Source organism: Spirosoma arcticum, from assembly GCF_054779955.1.
The window spans coordinates 214,916-236,508 of record NZ_BAAGXG010000008.1; the positions used below are offsets into that span (position 1 = coordinate 214,916).

Here is a 21,593-nt window from a genome sequence, read left to right on the forward strand (position 1 = left end):
TCCTACTTGCTGGCCGTTTATCCCATAGAACACCGGTTAGTCTTTATACCTGGTTAGTTTCGTACACTCATTAAACACAATTTTATGAATCGCTTACTCTCAACTGGCCTGCTCATTGCCAGTACATTCGTCAACGGCGTTAATGCGCAGGACAAGGCCCTGCTGTATGAGGTATCCGGCAACGGCCTCATGAAACCGTCGTATCTCTACGGCACGTTCCACCTGGTTTGCCCCACGGATCTGACCATCACCGACGCCATGAAAAAAGCCGTTGACAATACTCAGCAGGTGTACCTGGAAATCGACATGGACGATCCGGCGCTGATGAGCGGTATGATGAAATCCATGATGATGACCGATGGCAAAACGATAAAAGATCTGCTTAAGCCCGACGACTACACGCTGCTGGACAACCACCTCAAGCAGAAAATGAACATGAGCCTGGCGCAGCTTGGTATGATGAAACCCATTGGCCTGATGTCGATGATGTACATGACGGTGCTGCCCTGTCAGCCCGCTTCCTACGACATGACCTTCGCGCAAATGGCGGGTAAAGACCAGAAAGAAGTGCTGGGGCTGGAAACCATTGACGCGCAGTTAGCCGCTCTGGACAAGATTCCGATGGAAGAGCAACTGAAAGGATTGGTGGATATGGCCCGCAAACCCGACGAAGCCAAAAAAGAGTTCAATGAGCTGCTTACCGCTTACAAAGCGAAAGACCTGGCCAAACTGATGAACATGATGAAAACCAGTCAGTTCAGCGGGGGCGACTTTGCGCAGTACGAAGACGCGCTGCTCGGCGAACGCAACACCAATTGGATTCCGGTGATCGAAAAAGCCGCCAGCCAGAAACCCACGTTCTTCGCCTTCGGAGCCGGTCACCTCGGCAACGACAAAGGCGTCATTAATCTGCTGCGCAAGAAGGGGTACACGGTAAAGGCGGTAGAGTAACTCAGTCAGTCAGTTAGTCAGTGGCTGACGCATATAAATAAGACGCGTCAGCCACTGACTAACTGACTGACTTTTACTTCTTAAACGCCAGCGCTTTCACCGGCTGAATGCGGTTGATGATAATCGTTGGCAGCCACAACACCAGCGCGATGAGTCCAATCGTAGCCGCGTTCAGGGCCAGAATTGTCGGCCAGTTCCACGAGATTGGCACGTAGGTGACGAAGTAATTTTTAGGGTCGAGCGGAATGAGCCTAAACTGCCACTGAAGCCAGCAGAGCGTCAGGCCGACAACGTTGCCAATAAGCAGTCCCCAGCCCACCATATTCAGGCCGACGTAGAGGAATATACGCCGGATGAGCGGGTTAGGACCACCGAGGGCTTTGAGCAAACCAATCATCGGCGTCCGTTCCATCATCAGCACCAGCAGCACCGACACCATGTTGAACGACGCCACAAACGTGATCAGAGCCAGCAGAATAACCATGTTCCGGTCCAGCAACACCATCCAGTCGAACAGCGGGCGGTACTGATCCGTGACGCGGACCAGACGCATGTCGGGCGTCATCAGGTCGAAAACGGTGGCTGCCGTGGGTTCAAGCTGGTTGAAGTTATCCACGAAAATTTCGCAGCTCCCAACCGAATCCGGTCCCCAGTTGTTCAGCCGCTGAACGAGCCGGATGTCGCCTATCGCAATCGTCTTGTCAACCTCTTCTAAGCCGGTTTCATAAATGCCGACCACCGTCATTTTGCGGACACGGGGCGGATTGCCCAAAAAATACATGGGAAGGCTGTCACCAACCGTTACCTGCAATTGCTTCGCCATATACTGGCTGATGAGCAACTGCGTGGACCCCCGACTGACCAGGGTTTGGCTGGATGATGCATCAACCGAATCAGCGCCTACCACCGGTACCGTACCGGCCACGAGTGATTCGCGGAGCAGATTCCAGTCGTAGTCGCGCCCAACGCCTTTCAGCACCACGCCCATCAGTTCGTCTTTGGTCTTGAGAATGCCCGCTTTCAGCGCCACCGCCTGCACGTGCCGAACGCCGGGGGTGCGGTCCTGCTCCCGATACAGCTTGGTACTGAGTGGGATGGGTGACTCTTCGTAGGAGTAGTTATTGGTGAATTTACTTACCTGAAGGTGCGCCCCGAACAGAAAAATCTTTTGCTGAATGGTATCCTTATACCCGAACAGTACGGCAAAAGCCACGATCAGAATTGCCAGACCAAGCGCAATACTGGCCACACCAACGCGCGTAACGGTGGCCGAAAAAGAACCCTGGGGCGCGTGACGCACCTTGCGGGCCAAAAAAACAGGGACGTTCAAAGCAGTGAGCAGTTATTAGTAAACAGCCAACAGTACGTATGCATCAGCCACTGTTGGCTACCCGCTACTACCTGCTCACTGTTTTGTTCCGGTGCGTAAAAGTAAGGGTTTTGTCAACGCAGTCCATCGAACACCAGCCAGTCGCCAATGAGTCGCAGGGCTTCGGGCGCGAACGTTTCGGTGAGTTCGGCGTATTCAGTTACCGTACAGGTTTTGCAGTGCTGAAATAGATGGTTCAAACCGGGCATGACCTGAGTCGTTACCCGCTTGTTGTCGGCCCGGATTGCCCGGTCAATACCCGCCAGATTCAGGACCGCATCCACCTGAATATCTTTCTCACCGTTTAGTGCCAGAACAGGACACTTTATTTCGCTGATGTTGGCGGCTGGTGTGTAAGCTAAAATGTAGTTCATCCACGGACTGCGAAACGCCTTCATGAGCACGTCTATGAACTGCGGAATTAGTTTATCGTCTTTTGCGCCCGTTAGTTCAACCACTGTTGCGGGCGGCACGGATGACTGCCAGCTCACGAATGCAGCCGTTGCGTTTCGGTAAGCCGCTGCTGAGTCTGGAATCTTAATGGCTGCTTGGGCTATTGCTCCGCACAGCGAACCATACGACTGGGCTATTGACGAGTCGATACCGGTGGATTTGAGTATCGCTTCGTTCTGTTTCGCAATAAGGTCGACACCTGGTACGCCCGGCGCGGCCAGCAGGACCATAAACGCCACGTCGTCGGGACGCTGACTGGCTACCATCGGCGCAATCATACCGCCCTCGCTATGGCCAATCAGCCCAATTTTCTTCGGATTTATATCAGCGCGGCTCTTCAGGTAGTCGATACCCGCGACGACGTCCATCGCAAAATTGGCGGTGGTCAGGCCGTAGGTTTCGCCCGATGAGTTACCTGTTCCCCGGTCGTCGACGCGCAGCACGGCAATGCCGCGCCTGGTGAGGTAATCGGCCAGAACCGCGAATGGTTTGTGGTCGAACAGCGTCTCGTCGCGATCCTGCTGGCCACTGCCCGTAATCAGTAGGGCTACCGGAAACGGACCGCGACCGCTAGGTTTGGTGAGGGTTCCGCTGATATGAGCGCTGTACCGGGCAAGGGCGTGATCGTAGGCAATCTCCTCGCTGACGTACGGAAAAGGCGGTTTGGGCGTTTGTGGGCGGTCGGCTGGCTTCTCAACGGTGATCGTGTCGCTTTTCACTAAGTTCAGGGGGAGTACCATACCATTCTGCCGCCATGTTCCCGTGGTGCGGCTCCGGCTGGGATCAAGTTTACCAGCGTACGTACCGTTGATGGTGTTGATGGCAATCAGCATACTGTCGGCCTGCACGGTGATTTGGTCGCAGGCTATAGTACCGGGCATCTGGGCCGGAACGGCCAGTTTGGCGTCGAAACCGCCCCGTCCGTTGGGCGTTACCGCGAAAATAAGCTGGAGTTTCGTGCTCCCAACGGCCAAACTGCCTGACCAGTGACCCGACACAATGGGCTGGGAATGAGCACCGGTGAGCGTCAGCAATAAAAGCAGAATGAATAAGACAGGTCTTTCCATAATCCGTTGCGGGGTAATGAATGTTCGGTGGGCATGAAAAACCCGGTTGCTGCTGCGGCAACTTCATCACAAAGAATCATTTTTCCAATTGCCCCATCCGGTTAGTTTTGGCTATTTTTACCGATTCACAACGTACCATCATGCCCACCGCCCTCTGCCCGACCCGGCTATTGCTCTCCGGCGCTATTCTCCTCTTGACAATGAGCTGCTGCCCGGCGCAGTCCGCAACGAAAGATGCGTCCGTGCCGGTTATGCAAACCGGCGCGGCTCAAACCAACCTATACGTGAAAGACCTGAGGGGCAAGCGCGTTGGGATGGTTGTCAACCACACCTCCACCATTGGCCGGACGCATCTGGTTGACAGTCTGCTGGCTCTCGGCGTGACCGTCAAAACGATCTTCGCGCCCGAGCACGGTTTCCGGGGCGAAGCCACCGACGGCGAAAAAATTAGTGACAGCCGCGACCCGCGCACGGGCGTTCTGATTGCGACGCTCTACGGGCAGAACCGCAAGCCGTCGCCCGCGCAGATGGACTCGCTCGACATGGTTATTTTTGATATTCAGGACGTAGGAACCCGGTTCTACACCTACATCAGCACCATGCACTACGTAATGGAAGCCTGCGCCGAAACGAAAAAGCCGCTCCTCATCCTCGACCGGCCCAATCCCAATGGCCACTACATTGACGGCCCGGTGCTGGACCCCAAATTCAAATCTTTCGTAGGTATGCACCCGATCCCGGTCGTGCACGGCCTGACGGTGGGCGAACTGGCCCGGATGATTAACGGCGAAGGCTGGCTTGGACCGGGTAAGTCCTGCCCGCTGACGGTGGTGCCGGTTAAAAACTATACCCACCAGACGCCCTATGTGTTGCCCCTGCGCCCGTCGCCCAACATCCCCAATCAGCAGGCCGTCTTGCTGTATCCGTCCCTTTGTTTCTTTGAGGGAACCGTCGTGAGCGTTGGGCGCGGCACCGACAAGCAGTTTCAGGTAATTGGATCGTCCTACACCCAGTATGGTCCATATCAGTTTACGCCGGTCGACAAACCTGGCGCCGTGAACCCGCCCCAAGAAGGAAAGCGTTGCTACGGGCTGGACCTGTCCAAAATCAGTGTACCAAAACAGGGGCTGATGCTGACTTACTTCTTTGACTTCTTCCACCGCGCTTCCGATAAGGGCAAGTTCTTTCTGAGCACCAACTACATTGATAAACTGGCGGGTACGGACCAGCTCCGGCTGCAGATGCTGGCAGGCGTTCCAGCCGACAAAATCCGGGCAAGCTGGCAACCCGCGCTCAATGCCTACAAACAAACCCGGCAGAAGTATTTGCTGTATCGGTAAGAGAATGAATAATGAGTAACGAGTAATATAGAACGCATAATGAACCGTGCGGCTGACCCCAAATCAGTGCTCAACCCGCCCCGTTGCCATTATTCATTCTACATTATTCATTCGGGGTCGCCCGTGCGATCCATTCGCTTAAGGTCTTAACTTTGCATTTTAGAGACCCCTCATGGCCACCGAACAGATTCTGATTCTTGATTTTGGTTCGCAGTACACCCAACTCATTGCCCGCCGGGTGCGCGAACTGAACGTCTACTGCGAAATTCACCCCTACAATAAAATTCCCGATATCAGTCCCGACGTAAAGGGCGTCATTCTGTCCGGCAGCCCATCGTCGGTGCGCGACGCCGACTCGCCGGACGTGCACTTGGCCGCATTCCGGCACAAACTGCCCCTGCTGGGCGTGTGCTACGGAGCGCAACTGCTGGCCCACAGCAGCGGGGGCGAGGTGAAGGCTTCGGCTATTCGTGAGTATGGCCGCGCTAAACTCGGCACCGTCAATACCGATAGTCCGCTGATGCACGGTCTCGATCCGCACTCGCAGGTCTGGATGTCGCACGCCGACACGATCACGAGCGTTCCTGATAATTTTCGCATCATCGCTTCCACCGATACCGTTCAGGTGGCCGCTTTCGAGGTGGAGGGTGAACCAACGTACGGGATTCAGTTTCACCCCGAAGTGACGCATTCGCTACAGGGTAAGGTGCTGCTCCACAACTTCGTGGTCGACATCTGCGGTTGCTCCCAGAACTGGACCGGCGAGTCGTTCGCCGACACGACCATCGCGCAGTTGAAAGACAAATTGGGCGACGACCGGGTCGTGCTGGGGCTGTCGGGCGGGGTCGACTCGTCGGTGGCGGCTACGCTTATTCACCGGGCCATCGGCAAAAACCTGTACTGCATTTTCGTCGATAACGGGCTGCTGCGGAAGGACGAGTTCGAAGGCGTGCTGGAGTCGTATAAAACGCTGGGACTGAATGTAAAAGGCGTTGACGCTAAGGAACAGTTCTACACGGCACTTACCGGCCTGACCGATCCCGAAGCCAAGCGCAAAGCCATCGGCCGAACGTTTATTGAGGTGTTCGACCACGAAGCGCACCGCATCGAGGGCGTATCGTGGTTGGGGCAGGGGACCATCTACCCCGACGTGATCGAGTCGGTGTCGGTCAAAGGCCCGTCGGCTACCATCAAGTCGCACCACAACGTGGGTGGCCTGCCCGATTTTATGAAGCTGAAAGTTGTGGAGCCGCTCAACACGCTCTTTAAAGATGAGGTACGAGCCGTGGGCCGGACGCTTGGGTTGCCCGAAGCCATTCTGGGACGGCACCCGTTCCCCGGACCGGGCCTGGCGATCCGCATTCTGGGCGACATCACGCCCGAAAAGGTCGATATTCTGCAACAGGTGGACGCGCTGTTCATCGACGGCCTGAAACGCGAGGGCCTGTACGACAAAGTCTGGCAGGCGGGGGCTATGCTGCTGCCGGTGCAATCGGTAGGCGTTATGGGCGACGAGCGGACGTATGAACGTGTAGTAGCGCTACGCGCCGTCACGAGCGTCGACGGCATGACCGCCGACTGGGCGCACCTGCCCTACGAATTCTTAGCCGACGTATCGAACGAAATCATCAACCGCGTCAAAGGCGTCAACCGCGTGGTGTACGACATTTCCTCCAAACCCCCCGCCACCATTGAGTGGGAGTAAGGTAAGTCAAGCTATTCTTAACGTTGCGATGTGCGAATGTACTGAACGCAGAACGCCCGGTGTCATAAGTGACGCCGGGCGTTCTGTTGATTAAAGTAACACGATCACAACTTTCGGGCACCGGTCTGCCACGTAAGCCCACCCACCTGTAGGCCCCGATAAAACTGCCGGAGCACCACCTGGAACGCTTTTTTGCGTAGCGGTTCCGGAATATGTAGGAACAACTGGCATTTTCCTCGATACTTGGCAGGTAGTTTCATGCTCTTCAGCATCGTTTGCTGGAACGGATTCAGTTGAGCACGGGCCTCCTGTCGATTCACAAGCTCTGATTTGGGCAGAAACGGACGGGCCTGGCGGAACAGATCGAGCGGCATCTGGAACAGCAGCCGGGCACCTTCGGGGAGTCGGCCTTCAATGGCAATGTCGAACGCCCGCGCTTTGTCGGGAGCACCCACCAGCAGGAAGGGCAGAGCCACGAAGCCGTCGACTAAAGCATTGGGTTCCGGCTCTGCGTTGACGACATTGAAATTGCGCCAGGTGACGTTGTTATTGTTGCGGATGAACAGTTGAAAGTTGTTCCAGTCGTTGAAGTCGGCCGGGTCCGGGGCCGGGTCGAGCGCGTTGCCAACCAGACCCACAAAGCAGTAATGACCGGCGGGCGGCACATTCGCGGCTGGCCAAGTGATGGCGTCGGACACGGTGAGCTGATTGCCGTTTGGCACCGTAGCCAGCGTGGTTGATCCGGCCAGCGTCCAGAGGTCGGGCGTGACCAGCGACGCGGGTGGCGACCAGAACACCCTTGCCTGCACATTAGCAGCCGCCGAACCACCCCGGTTGCGCATCCGCACGTAAATAGAATGATCCACTGCGGCCACCACGCTACTGCCTAAGGTTGTGTCGTTTTCGGTGCCGCTGCCTTCGCCAAACGCCGTCTGTGGGTTCGCTTCGGGGGCCGGGCGCACAATAATGTCGGGGCTGGCCGAGATAGCGCCCGTGTGCGGGTTGCCCGTATCGCCAACGAAATCCCGGACGTAGAGGTCCGGCGTAACGTTGATGAGCGTGTCGATGATCTGGCGCAGGTTGGGCATAACGCTGATCTGCGTTGCTTCGGCGGGGGAGGGCGCGGTGCCGGTAGCCGGGTTTCGCAGCAGCGCCCGCATCTGGCGCGGCCCGAACCGAAATCCCAGCGACGCTTCGGCAATGCCGTTGATGGCTAAAGCCGCGCCCGTAATCATGGGCGACGCGCCCGACGTACCGCCAAAACTGGTTTGGTAGAGATTGGTGGCTCCCCCGTCGTTTGAACTGAGCGTATTGATGTCGTCTCCCCAGGCGTAGTTGTCGATTCGCTGCCCGTGGGGTGCCCATACCAGGCGGGTATGCGGTGCCGCCGACGTGGCCGCGCTGACGATGATCGCGCCCGAATCCCGAAAACCGGCACCTGCTGGATTCAGAATGGCGTTGCCGCCCGGCGCTACGTACGTATCCATTGCGAACGGGGGTGCGAAACCGTTGTCTGTGCCGTTGCCACCCGCTTCGACCACAATAATACCCAGGGCCGTTGCCAGCCGGATTACCTCAAACACACCGTCGAGTACTTCAATCGGACCCAACACACCGGGAAGTCCTGGTATTTCGATTTGCGCTTCGAGCAGGAGTACGTCGCCGAAGGACATAGCCGCCACGGCCGCTAAGATGGCGTCGGACAGTGTGCTGCCGTAGTACGAGGTGGCCCGGACGCTGGTTAACTTTGGCGTGATGCCCACGCAGCCGACGGTGTTGTCAACCGCGCATATTTCGCCGAATACGGCCGTGCCGTGGCTCCGGCTACCGTCGCGGATGGTGCCGTGGAGCAACGAAATGCCGTGGGCGTTGAGGTCTTCGTGCCCAAATGTCCAGCCCCTTTCCAGATCGACAAGGCGTTGTCCCTGTCCATCGCCCCCCACAAAATTCCAGGCGTAGCGGGCGTCGATACCACCCGGCGCTGCGTCTAAATAGGTCTGATTAGCCGCTCGCGGATCATTGGCCGCATTCACAAACGGGTCCGGTGCCGGAATGTACACCTGCGCCTGCTCCACTTCTTTCCAGTGCTGCACTTCTTTGGCAATAGCCAGCACCTGATCTGGGTCGTCGTGTTCAATCTTGAAGTAGCTGAACAGCGGACCGGGGCGGTAGGTGTCGTCGGCGGCCTGTGCCCGTTTAATTAGATCGGCTAATTTGTCGGCCGCCAGGGCTTTGTAAAGCCGCGTCATGCGCAGACCGGGAAACTTTGTCGTCAGCCGTTTCATGGGGGCAAACTCTTGCCGGGCCAACTGCCCGATGCCTTCGTCATCATAGGCTAATTTGACGTTCGGTCCGAACCGCACGGCGACGTAGGGCGGCTCATTCTTGAGAATGTCGGGATGATTCCGACGCATGAACTCCAGTGCCTGTTCCATACTTGACTTGGTTTAGAAATGAATAGATGAGTGCACACGGACTGGGTCGTGTGGATAGAGCCGTGTAATTGGTAAGTCGATACAGAAAAAGCCGTCGCAAACACGACGGCTTTTTCTTGAGGGAACGGTTAATGACCTTGTCAAAATCGCCTGGCAGGGCAGGTAACGGCTTCAGGGTTGACCTGACTCATTTTTTAGAGCTGATAGTCCTTGACATTCGCATGGCAAACGCGGGTGGGTAGTTTCTTAACCCCTCGCCCTCCATGATCCGGCTTTCATCGTTAATCAACCCTATGTACGCTGGTCGAGTGCCGATAATGGCCTAAAACAACTTCTCGTTGGGTGGTTTGACCCCCTTCATTCGGATATAGATCGTCGTTTGGCCGCGGTGGTGCGTCTGGTGCTCAAACTGTTTGGTGAACGCCGTCTCGCGGCTCATGTCCCGGCCAAATAGCTTGATCTGCTCGGCCAATTGCGCATCCGTTGTGCTTTTCAACGCGTCGATGGTGAAGTCGTAACTTTCCAGCACCACTTTCGACAGGGCCGCTTTTGTTTTGAACTCGTCCATTTTCTCTAAACTCTTGCCCTGGTACGGGTTCGCCTTGCCGCCAGCGGCCGACGCGAAATTGAAATTAGCGTTGGCTAAGTGAAGCATCTGTTCGGCGAAGCTGCGGATTTCGGGTGTCGGTTTGAAGTTCGTGCCGTCCTCGGGCATCGCGTCCAAATACTCCTTCGTGAACTCTTTGGCCCGTTGCCACTCGGTAATCATCTGGGCCGCACTGATGGTGGAGCCACGCCCGGCTGCCTGACTTCCGAGGAAACTAACAAGCAGGAATAGACCGGTGAACAGGAAATGGATGGGTGTCTTTGTGAACATGATTGGATGGATTTGGTGATTTATCCGCTAATCTAAAAATACACCGTCAATATGCCCGACGTACTATTGAATTAATTCCGTCGGGGCACAAAAAACGGCTCCTCATTTTCCTCACAAATTCGCCGTTTTACGCACTTCGTCGATCCAGATTGCCCGGCCGGTGCAGTTCCAGTGGGTGTCGCTGAGCAGATAGGGCGATGATTGGGTGCGTCGGTACGGGCCAAATGCGTCGATGGTCGGCACCCGCAATTTTGGCGACTGCTGTACCCGCTCCACCAGCCGGTTGTAGTCGCTCCGGCCGGTTTCCAGAATGCTGGCTTTGTTGGGAATGATGGACAGATACACTGCATCGAAACCAAGTTGCTTGTACCGGTCCGCTACGGCATTGACGCTGTCGACCAAGGTGTTGACTTCGCGGTCGGTCAGGCGCGAGAAGGAAGAATTCAGCGTTTTGGTGGTGTCGGTATCCGAGCGTAGAAATAGGTGCCGACCGTTGTTTGATACGCTGACGCTGGCGTATTCCCGGTCGAACCAGTCGAAGGTTAACCGCGCTTTCAACTCTTTGAACCAGAACGCCCAGTCCTGGCTGAACAGGACCGATTCGAGCCGTTCCTCCACGTCCGACCGGTGAAATTCCTGGCTCAGCCGCTTGCGCAACGGTAGCCGTTGAGTGGGTGGCTGGGTTGTGTCAGCCTCGACAACCAACTCGGTTACTGGAACGGCGAAGTGCTCTCGAAAGTGGCGTTCCACCGATTCCAGCACCAGTACGTTTCGTTTTGCCGGATCAAGCTGCGCCCGCTGCCGATGGTCCCACGCTACCCGCTGGTAGTGGCTGACCCGAAAATCTGTTTGGCCAATGCGTTGCTCCTCGGTGAAACTGTCGCCAATGATGTAGAGGTGCGTCGAAGCCGTGTCGCTCGATACCGTCGAAGGGGGGCAATCGGGTTGCGCCCTTTTAAATTGAGGCAAGGCCGACAGACGATACAAGTCGCCGAACCGGTAATCATCAGCAACGATGCCCGTTTGATAAAGCCAGTACAACACCGTAGTTGACAATCCACCGGCCCACAGCACCAGCGCAGTTGTAAGAATAAGGTAACGAAGGAAACGCATGTAAAAAGTCGTAAAAAGAGTCGTAAGTCGTAAGTCGCTGACCGCACTGGCGTCAACTGCTTACATGCGTTAGCCACTTACGACTTATGACTTACTGCACTACTCTTTATCTTAACCGAATACTAAATAACTGCACAGCCCGCTGTGCCCCGCTCAACACATATAATTCATTAGTCCGTTCATCGAATTGCAGGGCCACTGGAAAATCGCCGGGGATGGGACGGTCGCCAACGATGCGCCCGTTGAGGTCGTAGAGCGTTGTGAAACGGCCCGACTGCACACTGATTAACTCGACACCCGCGCCAAGCCGGTGGTAACGAACGTTGTTGCGTCCCGAACTGGAGGGTCCCGACTGTAGGGCACGCACCTCGAACTGCCGTTGCCCCTGCTGATCCAATACGGCTACTTCGGTGTCGGTCGTGAGCAGCAGCAGCCAGTTGGTTTGGTCCTCGTCGGGAAAGAGCCGGAACGAACCGCTCCGCACCGGCCGGAACAGTTGAGTTCGTTTGGTAATCTGCCCAGTGGTATTCAGCGTCAGCAACTGTCCCTCCTCGGTAATCGTCTGAATACCCGTCTGACCAAGAGGTAACAGGGCCGGTCCCACCATTTTTGTTTCGGGTTCTTCTTCCGTCCGGCGTTCGATCCGGGCTGGGAAGCGTGGGTACTGGGTGCCATTTTCGCGCCAGTAGTTCACCGTGCCGTCGGGCTGAACGGCCAGCACATCCATACCCGTTGGCGTATTGATAACCTGGAACGGCAGGAGGAGTGGCCCTTTGCGCGGGGCCGCCAGTAGCCGCACAAACGCCCGGCGCTGGCGGTCGAGGGCGTAGACGTGGCCATCCTGGTGGGCTGCGAGAGCGACTATATTCCGCTGACGCATTCCACGCGGCCGAACCAGAAAGGTAGGGTCAAGTCCGTTGGGCAGGCGAATGGCCAGCAGACTTACTTCCTTGGCATCTGGTTTGGATTGGTTGACTCTGGCCAAACCCGGATCGGCTACGTACAGCGTTCGGTCGGTCATGAACAGGTATTGCAACCGGCCGTTGTCGAGAAAATCGACGGCGAGCGCATTACTGCGGATGGGACCATCCGTGGGAGCCTGCCTGATTCTGTCACCTTCGGGGGGCACCAGCACGAATTGCACGGCTTCGGTTTGGGCGTAAAACTGCGTTCCCCCTGCGCTCAGGCTGCCCGTCACGACGGGCGCGGCAATGAGCGGAGCATCGAACTCCGTTTTTTTCTGTAACAGCACTTTGTTGAGCACGGCCTGACTGGCCCGGCGGGTGGTACGACCCAGTACAATTGTCGACAAAATCTTTTCGTTGCCGTAGCTGGCCTGGTACGCCATGTTTTCTAAGTTCGCCAATGCCGGGCCGTTACCCCCGGCCACTGGATTGGCCAGCGTACCATCGGTGGGGTCCTGGTGGTTGAGCAGATTTTGCCACGCTACCGGCCACGCTGCCGACACGGTGGTGGGGGTCCGGTTCATCCGAACGAAGGCCGTGAAATTAGCCGGACGCAGGGTACTGTTCAATAAATCGGTTTGCCGTTCGTCGGCCGACCAAACGGCCCCGCGCTGAACCTGCTGGAGGTAATCCTGCATGGCTTCTTCGCTGTTGGCGACCACTAAGGCCGAGTTGTGCTGCGTGATCCAGCTTTGTGGAAAGCCCGTGAACAAGCTGCTAAACAGCGATGCGGGCAGTTCGGGAACATTCAGCAGCAGGATTTTATGACCCAGGAAGGTTTTCGGCGGTGCAGACACTCCGGCCCCGGCGCGGTACGCTATTTGTTGATAGGCGTTGGCTAGTTGCCGGGCGTCACGGCCACTCAACACCAGCACCTGCCGGGGCGTACTCGTCGGCGACTCCATCCGGCACAGCAGAATGTCGGCGTCCAGCGCCTGGTATAACGCACTGGTGGCCGGGGCAATCTGGCTGAACCGGTCGCGCAGGAAATCGCTGGAAGCCGATCCCAGCAGGCCGCTCATCGACCGGCCAAAGCGGGCTGCATCGCTGATGCCGATGTGGTAGAGCGTGGCCGTTGTTTGTGGAATCAGGTCGGCGTGGGTGACGCGCCGGGGCGTCTGACCCGCGAACAGAGCCGCTACGTCGCGCCGGTTGCCAATCTCGCTGGCTGCATAGCCAATCAGGTGCGACCGCGACGCCGACGGACGAAACCGGAGCGTCAGTCGCTCCGGCAGAAACAGCCGGATGAGCGAGCCTGAATTGCTGAACAGCGACTGGAGCACTTCGGGCCGGACGGACAGCCCCGCCCCGTGGTCGGCGTCGATTTGGGAACCCGGATCGGGTTGCGACAGCTTCAGCGGCTGGTGCATCCGCTTCGCTACGTTTTCGATTAGAATACCCGACACGCTGCCCACTAAAACGTCGTCTGTCAAAATGAACGAGCCAACGGGTTCGTTACCCCGTGCCACTAAATCCAGGATCTTCTCACCGGCGAACGTATGATTCAGCACCCGGTACTGGCGCGGATCGGGATTGGTCAACCGGTTCAGAAACGACTGATCGTCGGGACCGATTGGCACATAGAAAATAAGATCGAGCGTGTTTCTAGAAAGCGCGTGAAGCGAATACCGGACGTTTTTACCCGTGATGAATTTCAGCACAGTGGCGGTGTCGGCCGTGGCGTACAGAAACCGGTCGAGCCGTTGCCGGGCTTCGTTGAAGATGGGTATCTGGCGGAGCGAGATTTCCGTCCGCAGCGTCCGCGCCGATACCGTATCCTGCAGGCGGTTGCTGGCCAGCACGAGCAGGGCACCCGGCGGCACCAGCGACCCAACCGCACGACCCGGTGCCCGCCACTGCCGGTAGCCCAGCCAGCCGCCCACCAGCAGCACGACTACGCCAATACCAATCCAGACGTTACGGTTCATAAATAGTCGTAGAACGGGGCCGCCCGTGCGGTCATAAGTCGTAAAAGTCGCAAGTGGCTGTCGCGAAAGCAATACTCGTGCGACAGCCACTTGCGACTTTTACGACTTATGACTATTTTCACTTGCCCCACATAGCGTTGGCCGTTTCGGGAAAGGGCATTGTTAGTTCGGGGACGTTGGTAGCCACGCGGTTGGCCCATTCAACGCCCTGCATGAGCGAGTGATCCTGATTGCTGACCTCGTACTTCCAGGCCCCAAACCGGCCCCGTGAGTAGATGCCGAACGGTTCGAGTTTAGGCAGTACGGCCTTCAAAATACCGTCTCGCTCCACCGATGGCGTTGGGTAACCGTACTCAAAGGCCATGTGCCAGGTGGATACAATCTCATCCTCCGGTTGAATCAACTGGTCCTCTTTCAGCGCCCGGATTGTGTCGTCAATCAGCGTTTCGCGGTTAACGAGCTTGGCGCTCGACTCACTCGTTTCGGTCATCAGCGACCAGTTTTGGGTGATGTCGGGCACGTTGTTGGGGCTATAGTTGGAGAACACCGTGACGCGGTAATACGGGCTGTTGTACTCCGGGAAGTACATCCAGCACATGGTTTTAAGGCTTTCTTTCGGCTGGCCTTTCAACCCAATGCCCACTACGTTCGTGGACGAGTGCTTCAACCCCTGCGCCGTTTCCACCGTTTGCGCATCGAGTCCCTCTACCTTACGGACAAACACGTCGAGCGGTACGGTACTCAGCAAATGGTCGTACTCGATGGTTGATCCATCGGACACAATGATCGTTTTTTCGGGGCCGATCACTTTTTCAACCGTGCAGTTCAGCTTGACGTACTCGGCACCAACTAAACGACCGACCGAATCCCAAACGCTGCCCGTACCGCCCTTTTTGGGGAATCGAAAGGTGCTGTTGGGTCCCCATGAGAAGTCGTCCTGATTGAAAATAATGTTTTTCGTCACCCGTTGCAGGTCCGTTACGGCTACGCGTTCGCCCACCCAAACGGCGTTCATTTCTTCGGTCGGATACGCCCAAACTTTGTAGTTGTAGGGGAACATGAATGTCTCGGCGAGACCCGGCCCGAACGTTGCCAAAATCCACTCGCGGAAGTTAGCGGGTTTAACGTTGGTGGGATGCTTGTAGTTGTGAATGATGCCTTCGAGGCATTTCCACATTGTTTCGGGCGTCAGGTACTTGATGTTGTTCTGGAACGGATAGGGCACAAAGCGATTCTCGATCCACACCCACGACTCGCGCTGGTGATTGAACCAGCCCTCTTCGCCGAGTGCTTCGTTCATCAGGTTATCGAAGTATTTGTAGTGCGAAAACTGCACGTGGCCCCCAATGTCCCAGGTAAACCCTTTTTCGTCGACGTAACTCTTGGAGAGACCGCCAATGCGATCTTCTTTTTCTAAAATGACAAAGTCGGTGATGCCTAATTCTTTCAGGCGGTAAGCGGCTCCGAGGCCCGTTGGCCCTGAGCCGATAATGACGTACTTATACTTCATGAGTTGAGTTTACAAATAATGTAGAATGCATAATGCGCAATGAATAATGTAGTTCATCGGCATTGTTCATTATGCATTCTACATTATGCATTTATTTATGCCGCTACCGGCTCTGGTTGTTTTAATGCGTTTACTTTACGGTCGAGGTCGAGCCGGAACTGCGCCAGTTCACCAAAACTCTGGATACACACTTTCAGGAGTTTCCACTTCAGAATAGACACCGTCCCAGTCAGGCGTTCTTTGTGCGTAATGGGAATGTCGAACGTGTTGTGACCGGCTTTTTTGGCCATGACGGCGAGAAAAATGTTCGGCGCAAACGGGGTTGGGGTGGGCAATTGAGCCAGCAGCTTCCGCAGAAACGTCCCCCGAATGAGCCGAAAGGGAATATTACTGTCCATGATGTAGGTGCCGTAGATCAGGGCAATGCTCATGCGCAGAATCCGGGTGATGACCAGCCGCGCCGGGGCATCGTAGCGTTCCTCGCGGTAGCCCAGAATAAACGGCGACTCGTTGCGCTTCGCCCAGAGTTTGCCGAAATCGTCGGTGACGAACTGATCGTCGCTGTCGGTTTGAAACACGTATTCCGAGTCGAGGGCGACGGCCTGCCGGTAACCATTGACCACCGCGTTGCCATGACCGCCGTTGGGCTGATGCACGACCACCAATTTCGGATAGCGTTCTTTGATTTGGTCTAAAATAGCGCCGGTTTTGTCGCGGGAACCATCGTTAACAACAATCAGGCGGGTGTTTTGGGTGGGGAACTGACGGGTCAGCAAGTCGGTCCACTGCTTGACAACAACTTCAATAACTTCTTCTTCGTTGTAAGCCGGCATTACGATTGACAGCAGGAGGCTCATGCAGTGTACTTTAGGTGGTTAGCGATAAGTCGGTCAGCAACCGATTCTCGGCGACATACCCGGCCGTTGAACGGTCCGGGTGTAGCTTATTTGTGCCTATAAACACCGCAAATATAAGAAAATGTTTGCGGGCGATGGCGGAACCCAACAGGACATTATTTAGCGGGAAATCAGGAAATGGCTCGTTGCTGGGTTCTCCTGTGCATGTAATTGACATTCTGGAACGAAGCTGACCAGAAACAAACGGGGGGCTATCTACGAATTGTGGCTGTACAACACCAGAGAATTTACCCGGTTATGTATCCAAAAGCCGCGTCAGTGAAAACTGAACGCGGCTTTTGGATGGGGTGATTATTAGCACCGTACGCTTACGGATTCGATAGCATGTATTTATTCGTAGTACCTCCCGATTTCTTGCTGGTTGTGGTGCGGGTCAGTCCAAGTTGTGTATGGTTCACCGTACTGATGATAAACTCAATTGTACCACCTGTTTCGCTGGGTTGGGGCGTCACTTAGCACTAAGCGGTTGTCGGACGGAACCGACCAGGTGCCCGTAAACGTGGTGTTGTCGAACTCGGTGTACCGCACAGTGGCCGGGCTGCTCAGGTCGAGCCGGAAGTTACAGCGATGCGCTGGCAGTGCATCATCGTGCACGAACCAACGGGGCGCTCTGTCGGTTGGTTTTAACCAACTGACTCAGGCTGGGTGACTTTTCTCGGGGTCTATACTGGGAGCTATAAGATAGGGTAAATCCGGGCACCAACGAATTTGCCGGAATCACAGGCAGGCAGGGATGAACCGTAAAAAGTTACGATAGGTCAAGGACTCCTAAAGCTAATAAGTGTTGACCTATTCTCTTATGTTCTCCCTTGAATTCAGTGAAATTATACAGCCTTTATTAGATTGTTGCTAAACGGCTACTGATTGCACACGGTACCACCGGCTTTCGGGCGTAGCTCAGTATGAAAACCGGTCCTTCAGGTTGTTGATAGGGCGTTCGATCAGGTACCAAGAAATTGTGGCCAGCGCGATGGTAAGGGTCAGAAAGAACGAAAACTGGAAGAAGTACGAACTGTTCAGGAATGGAAGCACGTCGGTAATGCGTCGCCAGGCCCGCACCGTGAAGTGGGTCGGCTGGGTGTGGTAAATGTTGAACACAAAGTTATGGTACAGGTACAATCCGTAGCTGATGCGGCCCATATACTGGCTGACGGGGTTTTCGAGCAGCCACTTCATCGGTCCGCCGAAGCCCAGCACCGCCCGCCCAATCAGGAAAAAACCGAAAAGTGAAGCCGCCAGCCGTTCCCACACGTCAGCCATAATGTTATGATAACCAATCGTTGACGTTTGGGCAATCCAGTTGGTTAGGACAACAACGGCCAAGAATCCTGCCAAGCTAACGAAGACCAGCGCTGATGATTGAAAGAGCTGGGTAAACCACTCGCGCCGGTAAAGCCAGCCGAACGCCATGAGCATTCCCAGACCAAAGGAATCCAGGCAAGTGGGCATTGAGACGTACCCAATAAACCACGGCATGTGTTTTCGGTACAAAACATACCGCAGGCCAACGCTTCCAATAATCATCAGAACAGCTACCGATGGTACCCACCGGCGTGGCACGAAGAACAGCAACAGGGGGAAAAATAAATACACCTGCTCCTCCACCGCCAAGGACCATAAATGATCGACGGTACCCATCCAGGTCGTGTTATAAGCCATGTAAATGTTGGTGGCGTAGAGGGCCAGCCAGCCGAACGTCCGGCGCACGGGCGGCTCATTGACGGCGTAGAGCACGAACAGCGTCAGGTAGTACACCGGAAAAATGCGTAGCGTCCGGCGGATGTAGAATGTCTTCAGGTACTTGCCCAGTCCCCCGTTTGGTTCCTTGCTGAGTTTGTCTTTGCTCGACAGCAGGATGCGCGTGATGAGGAAGCCGCTCAGTACAAAAAAGATCGTAACCCCCAACGCACCCAGTGCCAGTCCGTCTACGCGGCCAACCATCCAGTGGTCGAACAGGACCATGCCCACCGCTACGAACCGGATGCCGTCTAACTGCCGGAGGTGGTTCAGGGCCGGGCGGGCGGTGGTCGCAACTGTTGGCGTGTTCAGCATGGATAACGGGTTGGTTGGCGGTTTTTCGGTCGTCAGCGCAAAACTACGAAGAATGAGTTACCAGTTTTTCTTCAACGGCGTCTCGGCCGGTTTCACCCAGGTAATCGATTGGCCGGTAGGGTAGAGGGTTAACTGTCCGTTCGTTGCCACCGTCAGAATGAACAATTGGTAAGTCCCGGAATCAAGGTCAACGTCGCCCCGCGTCGCGGTAAACCCAACGGTGAACGGATTGGCGGGCCAGTACCGTTTTCGCCCGGCCAGATTCTGGTTCTGACGGGTTGGGAACAGGTACGTTCGTTTCGGTGACCGGGCAACAACGAAGGCCCGGCTGTCGCGCTGATCCTGCGCCGTCCCGTTTCCGTCCTGCACCAGAAAACCGTCGGGCGTTTGGGTAACGGCGACTGGCCAGACGGTCGGTTGCCCGGCTCCGTACAAAACGGCCGGGTCTGCGTCGTAAAACGCGGGTGCCTGCTTAATGTATTGTTTATTGATAGCGTCTAAGCGACGAACCGGCTGACTGGTGCTATACGTCCAGTTGAACTGGCTCGTCAGCATCCAGTGCCGCCACCAGATGGTATCATCCAGAAACAAATTGTAGGACAGCCAGGCAATGAACAAGCTTGCCACCGCACCCACCGCACCCACCGCGCCCATCCAGCGACCAGCGCGTTTGGGTAACCGGCCCACGACGTACACGTAAAGCAGGGCCAGCAGCGTCAGCGAATAGACTTTGTAGCGGCTGGTGATAATCAGATCAATACCGAAGCCCGTCCGGGTCCAGGCGACAAGGGCGGCCGTAGCGAGGATGAATAAGGCACAGCCCCAGAAAAACAAAACCATCGGCGGCAGCGCTTTTCCCGCATCAGAATGTAGTGCCACTGGTTTTTTCAGACCCGGCTTTTGGCGCCCCGCTTTTTCGTGTCCAGACTTTTCGGGAACCGGCTTTTCGTAGCCCGACCTAAAAACGAACCGCATTGCGTTGGTAATGGTGGGCCAGTAGGTTCGCACATCCCAGCTCACACGACCGAGCGTGGCCAATACCATCAGCATCCCGATCCAGGTGCTGACGCGCAGGGGCGACTCGGTCGAGAAGACTTCGGCCGCAGCACCCGTGAATGCCAGCCAGCCCTTGAGCAACTCGGTGATGGATGGCCGGTTGGCCGGGTTCCCCGCTGGTTTTTCAAACCCAATAAAATACAACGTAATGATAGCGGCCGCAGCAACGACCCAGGCCAGCAGGACAAGCTTCGGGCGGTCAACGGCTCCTTCACTACGTTGACGGTTGACGGTCGGCGTCCGCAGCATTAACAGAATCAAACCAATGGGCCATACCAACAGTCCGTTGCCGCTGGTGAGCGTTGCCAGCACGGCCGCTACCAGTGCCAGACCCCAGCGGTCGGTGTAACTCAGCAGGTAAATGGTGAGCACAACCCACAACACCACCGAGAAATTTTGCAGGGCAGCCATACCCCAAAACATATTTTCCCAGTGCGACAGGTTGAACAGCAGCAATGCCACCGGAAGAAGGTAGATCAGTGATTTTCCGGCCCGCAGCAGCACAGCGCCAAACACGGCCAGCAGGCCCACCAGACTTAGATTACCCGCCACCATCAGGTGAATGTGGCTCATTTTGCCGAAGAGCCGGTAGTCGAGGGTTGCGATGATGCGGTCGTAGACGATGCGGTGCTCGTTGTGCTGCCTGAAAAGCTGGTAAATTTTGCCCGACAGCGTCGTTTCCTGATCGGAGAAATACAGGTAAGCCCGCAGGGCGTGGTCGTCCCACTTGGGCACGTTGACGGCGTAATATTGCCACACCAGCGCGAACACAATCACGGGCAGCAACACAACGGCCCAGGCCCACAGCGGCTGCGCTAATGCACGGAACGGGGCAGACGGCTGATTAGCGGGCCGGGCGGGTAGGGGCTGCGTGAGCGGTTTGGGCGGGATCATCCGGCTATGAGCCAATTGCTTAACTGACGGGCGATGTTGGCCGGGTCCAGACCCGACAACTGCTGATGGTACTTCTGGTCGCCATACAGCCCGTTGGGATAGCCCTGCGCCGACAGGCTCACAAAATGGCTTGGTGCGGCTCCATGGGTCAATAGCTGTACGGATAGTTGCTGGGCCAGTCCACCAATGGATACGTGTTCTTCAACGACCAGCAGCGGTTTTCCGGCCCAGCGGTGCGCGAGGTCGGTAGGTAAATCGAGGGGCAGGTTCGTGGCGGTGAACACATCGAACTGACCGGTCAGCAGTTCATCCTGCAAGGCCGTCAGCACGTTGGCGGCCACCGGTCCGAGGGCTACAACTGTGCCAACCGGGGCGTCACTGCGGACGATGTGTTTGAACGTACCAAGTGTTTCGGCCCCGTCGGGTGTTTTCGGTCCCGCACCCAGCCGCAGGTACGCCGGACGCGCTTCGGCCACGATCTGGTCGAGCATTGGGTCTACTTCGTCGGCGAAAGCGGGAATGTATGTGTTCACGTTTTGCAGGCCGCTCAGGCAGGCCAGATCTTCGATGGCGTGGTGGGTGCTGCCCATAATTCCGTATCCATAGCCCCCGCCGTTACCGACCAGAAAAACCGGCATTTTATGCAGGCACACATCGTTGCGGAACTGCTCGAGACACCGGTACACGGCAAACGGCGCAATGCTGTAGCAGAACACTTTGTAGCCGCGATAGGCCATGCCAGCCGCCACGCCCACCATATTCTGCTCGGCCACGCCCGCGTTGATAAAGCGCGGCCCCAGCGCTTCCACCACGTTTTCGAGGGCGTTGTACCCCAGGTCGCCGGTGATGAACACGATCTTATCGTCGGTCTGCGCAATCCGCTCAATGGCGGCAGCAAATTCTTTTCGCATAACGGGTGAGTACCTTTTATGAAGATTAATCTGGCTTGAGCAGATTGGTC

Annotated in this window: 15 protein-coding genes; 3 read left to right on the top strand and 12 right to left on the bottom strand. The window is 56.2% G+C overall.

Annotated elements, in window-relative coordinates; translation table 11 throughout:
• Positions 1-84 precede the first annotated feature (84 nt).
• A complete protein-coding gene (locus tag ACYVHB_RS19365) occupies positions 85-951 on the top strand; it encodes a TraB/GumN family protein (protein ID WP_461053430.1) in 867 nt (288 codons plus the stop codon).
• A 73-nt stretch (positions 952-1,024) separates the two neighbouring features.
• On the opposite strand, the gene ACYVHB_RS19370 is transcribed toward ACYVHB_RS19365, so the two are convergent.
• Complete coding sequence (locus ACYVHB_RS19370) at positions 1,025-2,281, bottom strand: ABC transporter permease (RefSeq protein WP_461053431.1); 1,257 nt, start codon at positions 2,279-2,281, stop codon at positions 1,025-1,027.
• Positions 2,282-2,394: 113 nt separating this feature from the next.
• Positions 2,395-3,840, bottom strand: a complete 1,446-nt coding sequence (locus ACYVHB_RS19375) for an alpha/beta hydrolase family protein (protein WP_461053432.1) — start codon at positions 3,838-3,840, stop codon at positions 2,395-2,397.
• A 140-nt stretch (positions 3,841-3,980) separates the two neighbouring features.
• Here ACYVHB_RS19375 and ACYVHB_RS19380 point away from each other — a divergent pair, with 140 nt between their 5' ends.
• Together ACYVHB_RS19380 and guaA are read left to right on the top strand one after the other, a co-directional pair.
• On the top strand, positions 3,981-5,180 hold the full coding sequence (locus ACYVHB_RS19380) for an exo-beta-N-acetylmuramidase NamZ family protein (protein WP_461053433.1): 1,200 nt from the start codon (positions 3,981-3,983) through the stop codon (positions 5,178-5,180).
• Positions 5,181-5,352: 172 nt separating this feature from the next.
• The gene (gene guaA / locus ACYVHB_RS19385; RefSeq protein WP_461053434.1) at positions 5,353-6,885 is read left to right on the top strand and encodes a glutamine-hydrolyzing GMP synthase; all 1,533 of its coding nucleotides are present in this window, start codon (positions 5,353-5,355) and stop codon (positions 6,883-6,885) included.
• A 104-nt stretch (positions 6,886-6,989) separates the two neighbouring features.
• Here guaA and ACYVHB_RS19390 read toward each other — a convergent pair whose 3' ends face one another.
• The 10 genes from ACYVHB_RS19390 to ACYVHB_RS19435 all read right to left on the bottom strand — a co-directional run bounded on the left by ACYVHB_RS19390 (position 6,990) and on the right by ACYVHB_RS19435 (position 21,543).
• Positions 6,990-9,320, bottom strand: coding sequence for a S8 family peptidase (locus ACYVHB_RS19390; protein WP_461053435.1), 2,331 nt, complete (start codon positions 9,318-9,320; stop codon positions 6,990-6,992).
• Positions 9,321-9,642: 322 nt separating this feature from the next.
• Positions 9,643-10,197, bottom strand: a complete 555-nt coding sequence (locus ACYVHB_RS19395; RefSeq protein WP_461053436.1) for a DinB family protein — start codon at positions 10,195-10,197, stop codon at positions 9,643-9,645.
• Between the two features lie 111 nt (positions 10,198-10,308).
• The gene (locus tag ACYVHB_RS19400) at positions 10,309-11,310 is read right to left on the bottom strand and encodes a hypothetical protein (protein WP_461053437.1); all 1,002 of its coding nucleotides are present in this window, start codon (positions 11,308-11,310) and stop codon (positions 10,309-10,311) included.
• Between the two features lie 106 nt (positions 11,311-11,416).
• The gene (locus ACYVHB_RS19405; RefSeq protein ID WP_461053438.1) at positions 11,417-14,203 is read right to left on the bottom strand and encodes a hypothetical protein; all 2,787 of its coding nucleotides are present in this window, start codon (positions 14,201-14,203) and stop codon (positions 11,417-11,419) included.
• A gap of 118 nt (positions 14,204-14,321) precedes the next feature.
• Positions 14,322-15,713: a protoporphyrinogen/coproporphyrinogen oxidase gene (locus ACYVHB_RS19410; protein ID WP_461053439.1), complete on the bottom strand. Its 1,392-nt coding sequence runs from the start codon at positions 15,711-15,713 to the stop codon at positions 14,322-14,324.
• 95 nt (positions 15,714-15,808) lie between these two features.
• Positions 15,809-16,570 carry a glycosyltransferase family 2 protein gene (locus ACYVHB_RS19415; RefSeq protein WP_461053440.1) on the bottom strand — a complete coding sequence of 254 codons (762 nt, stop codon included), beginning with the start codon at positions 16,568-16,570 and terminating at the stop codon, positions 15,809-15,811.
• Between the two features lie 474 nt (positions 16,571-17,044).
• Positions 17,045-17,224, bottom strand: coding sequence for a hypothetical protein (locus ACYVHB_RS19420; protein WP_461053441.1), 180 nt, complete (start codon positions 17,222-17,224; stop codon positions 17,045-17,047).
• Between the two features lie 303 nt (positions 17,225-17,527).
• Entirely contained in the window at positions 17,528-18,682 is a 1,155-nt protein-coding gene (locus ACYVHB_RS19425; RefSeq protein ID WP_461053442.1) for an acyltransferase family protein, read from the bottom strand.
• A 57-nt stretch (positions 18,683-18,739) separates the two neighbouring features.
• Positions 18,740-20,632: a hypothetical protein gene (locus ACYVHB_RS19430; protein WP_461053443.1), complete on the bottom strand. Its 1,893-nt coding sequence runs from the start codon at positions 20,630-20,632 to the stop codon at positions 18,740-18,742.
• Positions 20,629-21,543, bottom strand: coding sequence for a transketolase family protein (locus ACYVHB_RS19435; RefSeq protein WP_461053444.1), 915 nt, complete (start codon positions 21,541-21,543; stop codon positions 20,629-20,631). Before ACYVHB_RS19435 ends, ACYVHB_RS19430 begins: the two co-directional genes overlap by 4 nt.
• Positions 21,544-21,593 lie beyond the last annotated feature (50 nt).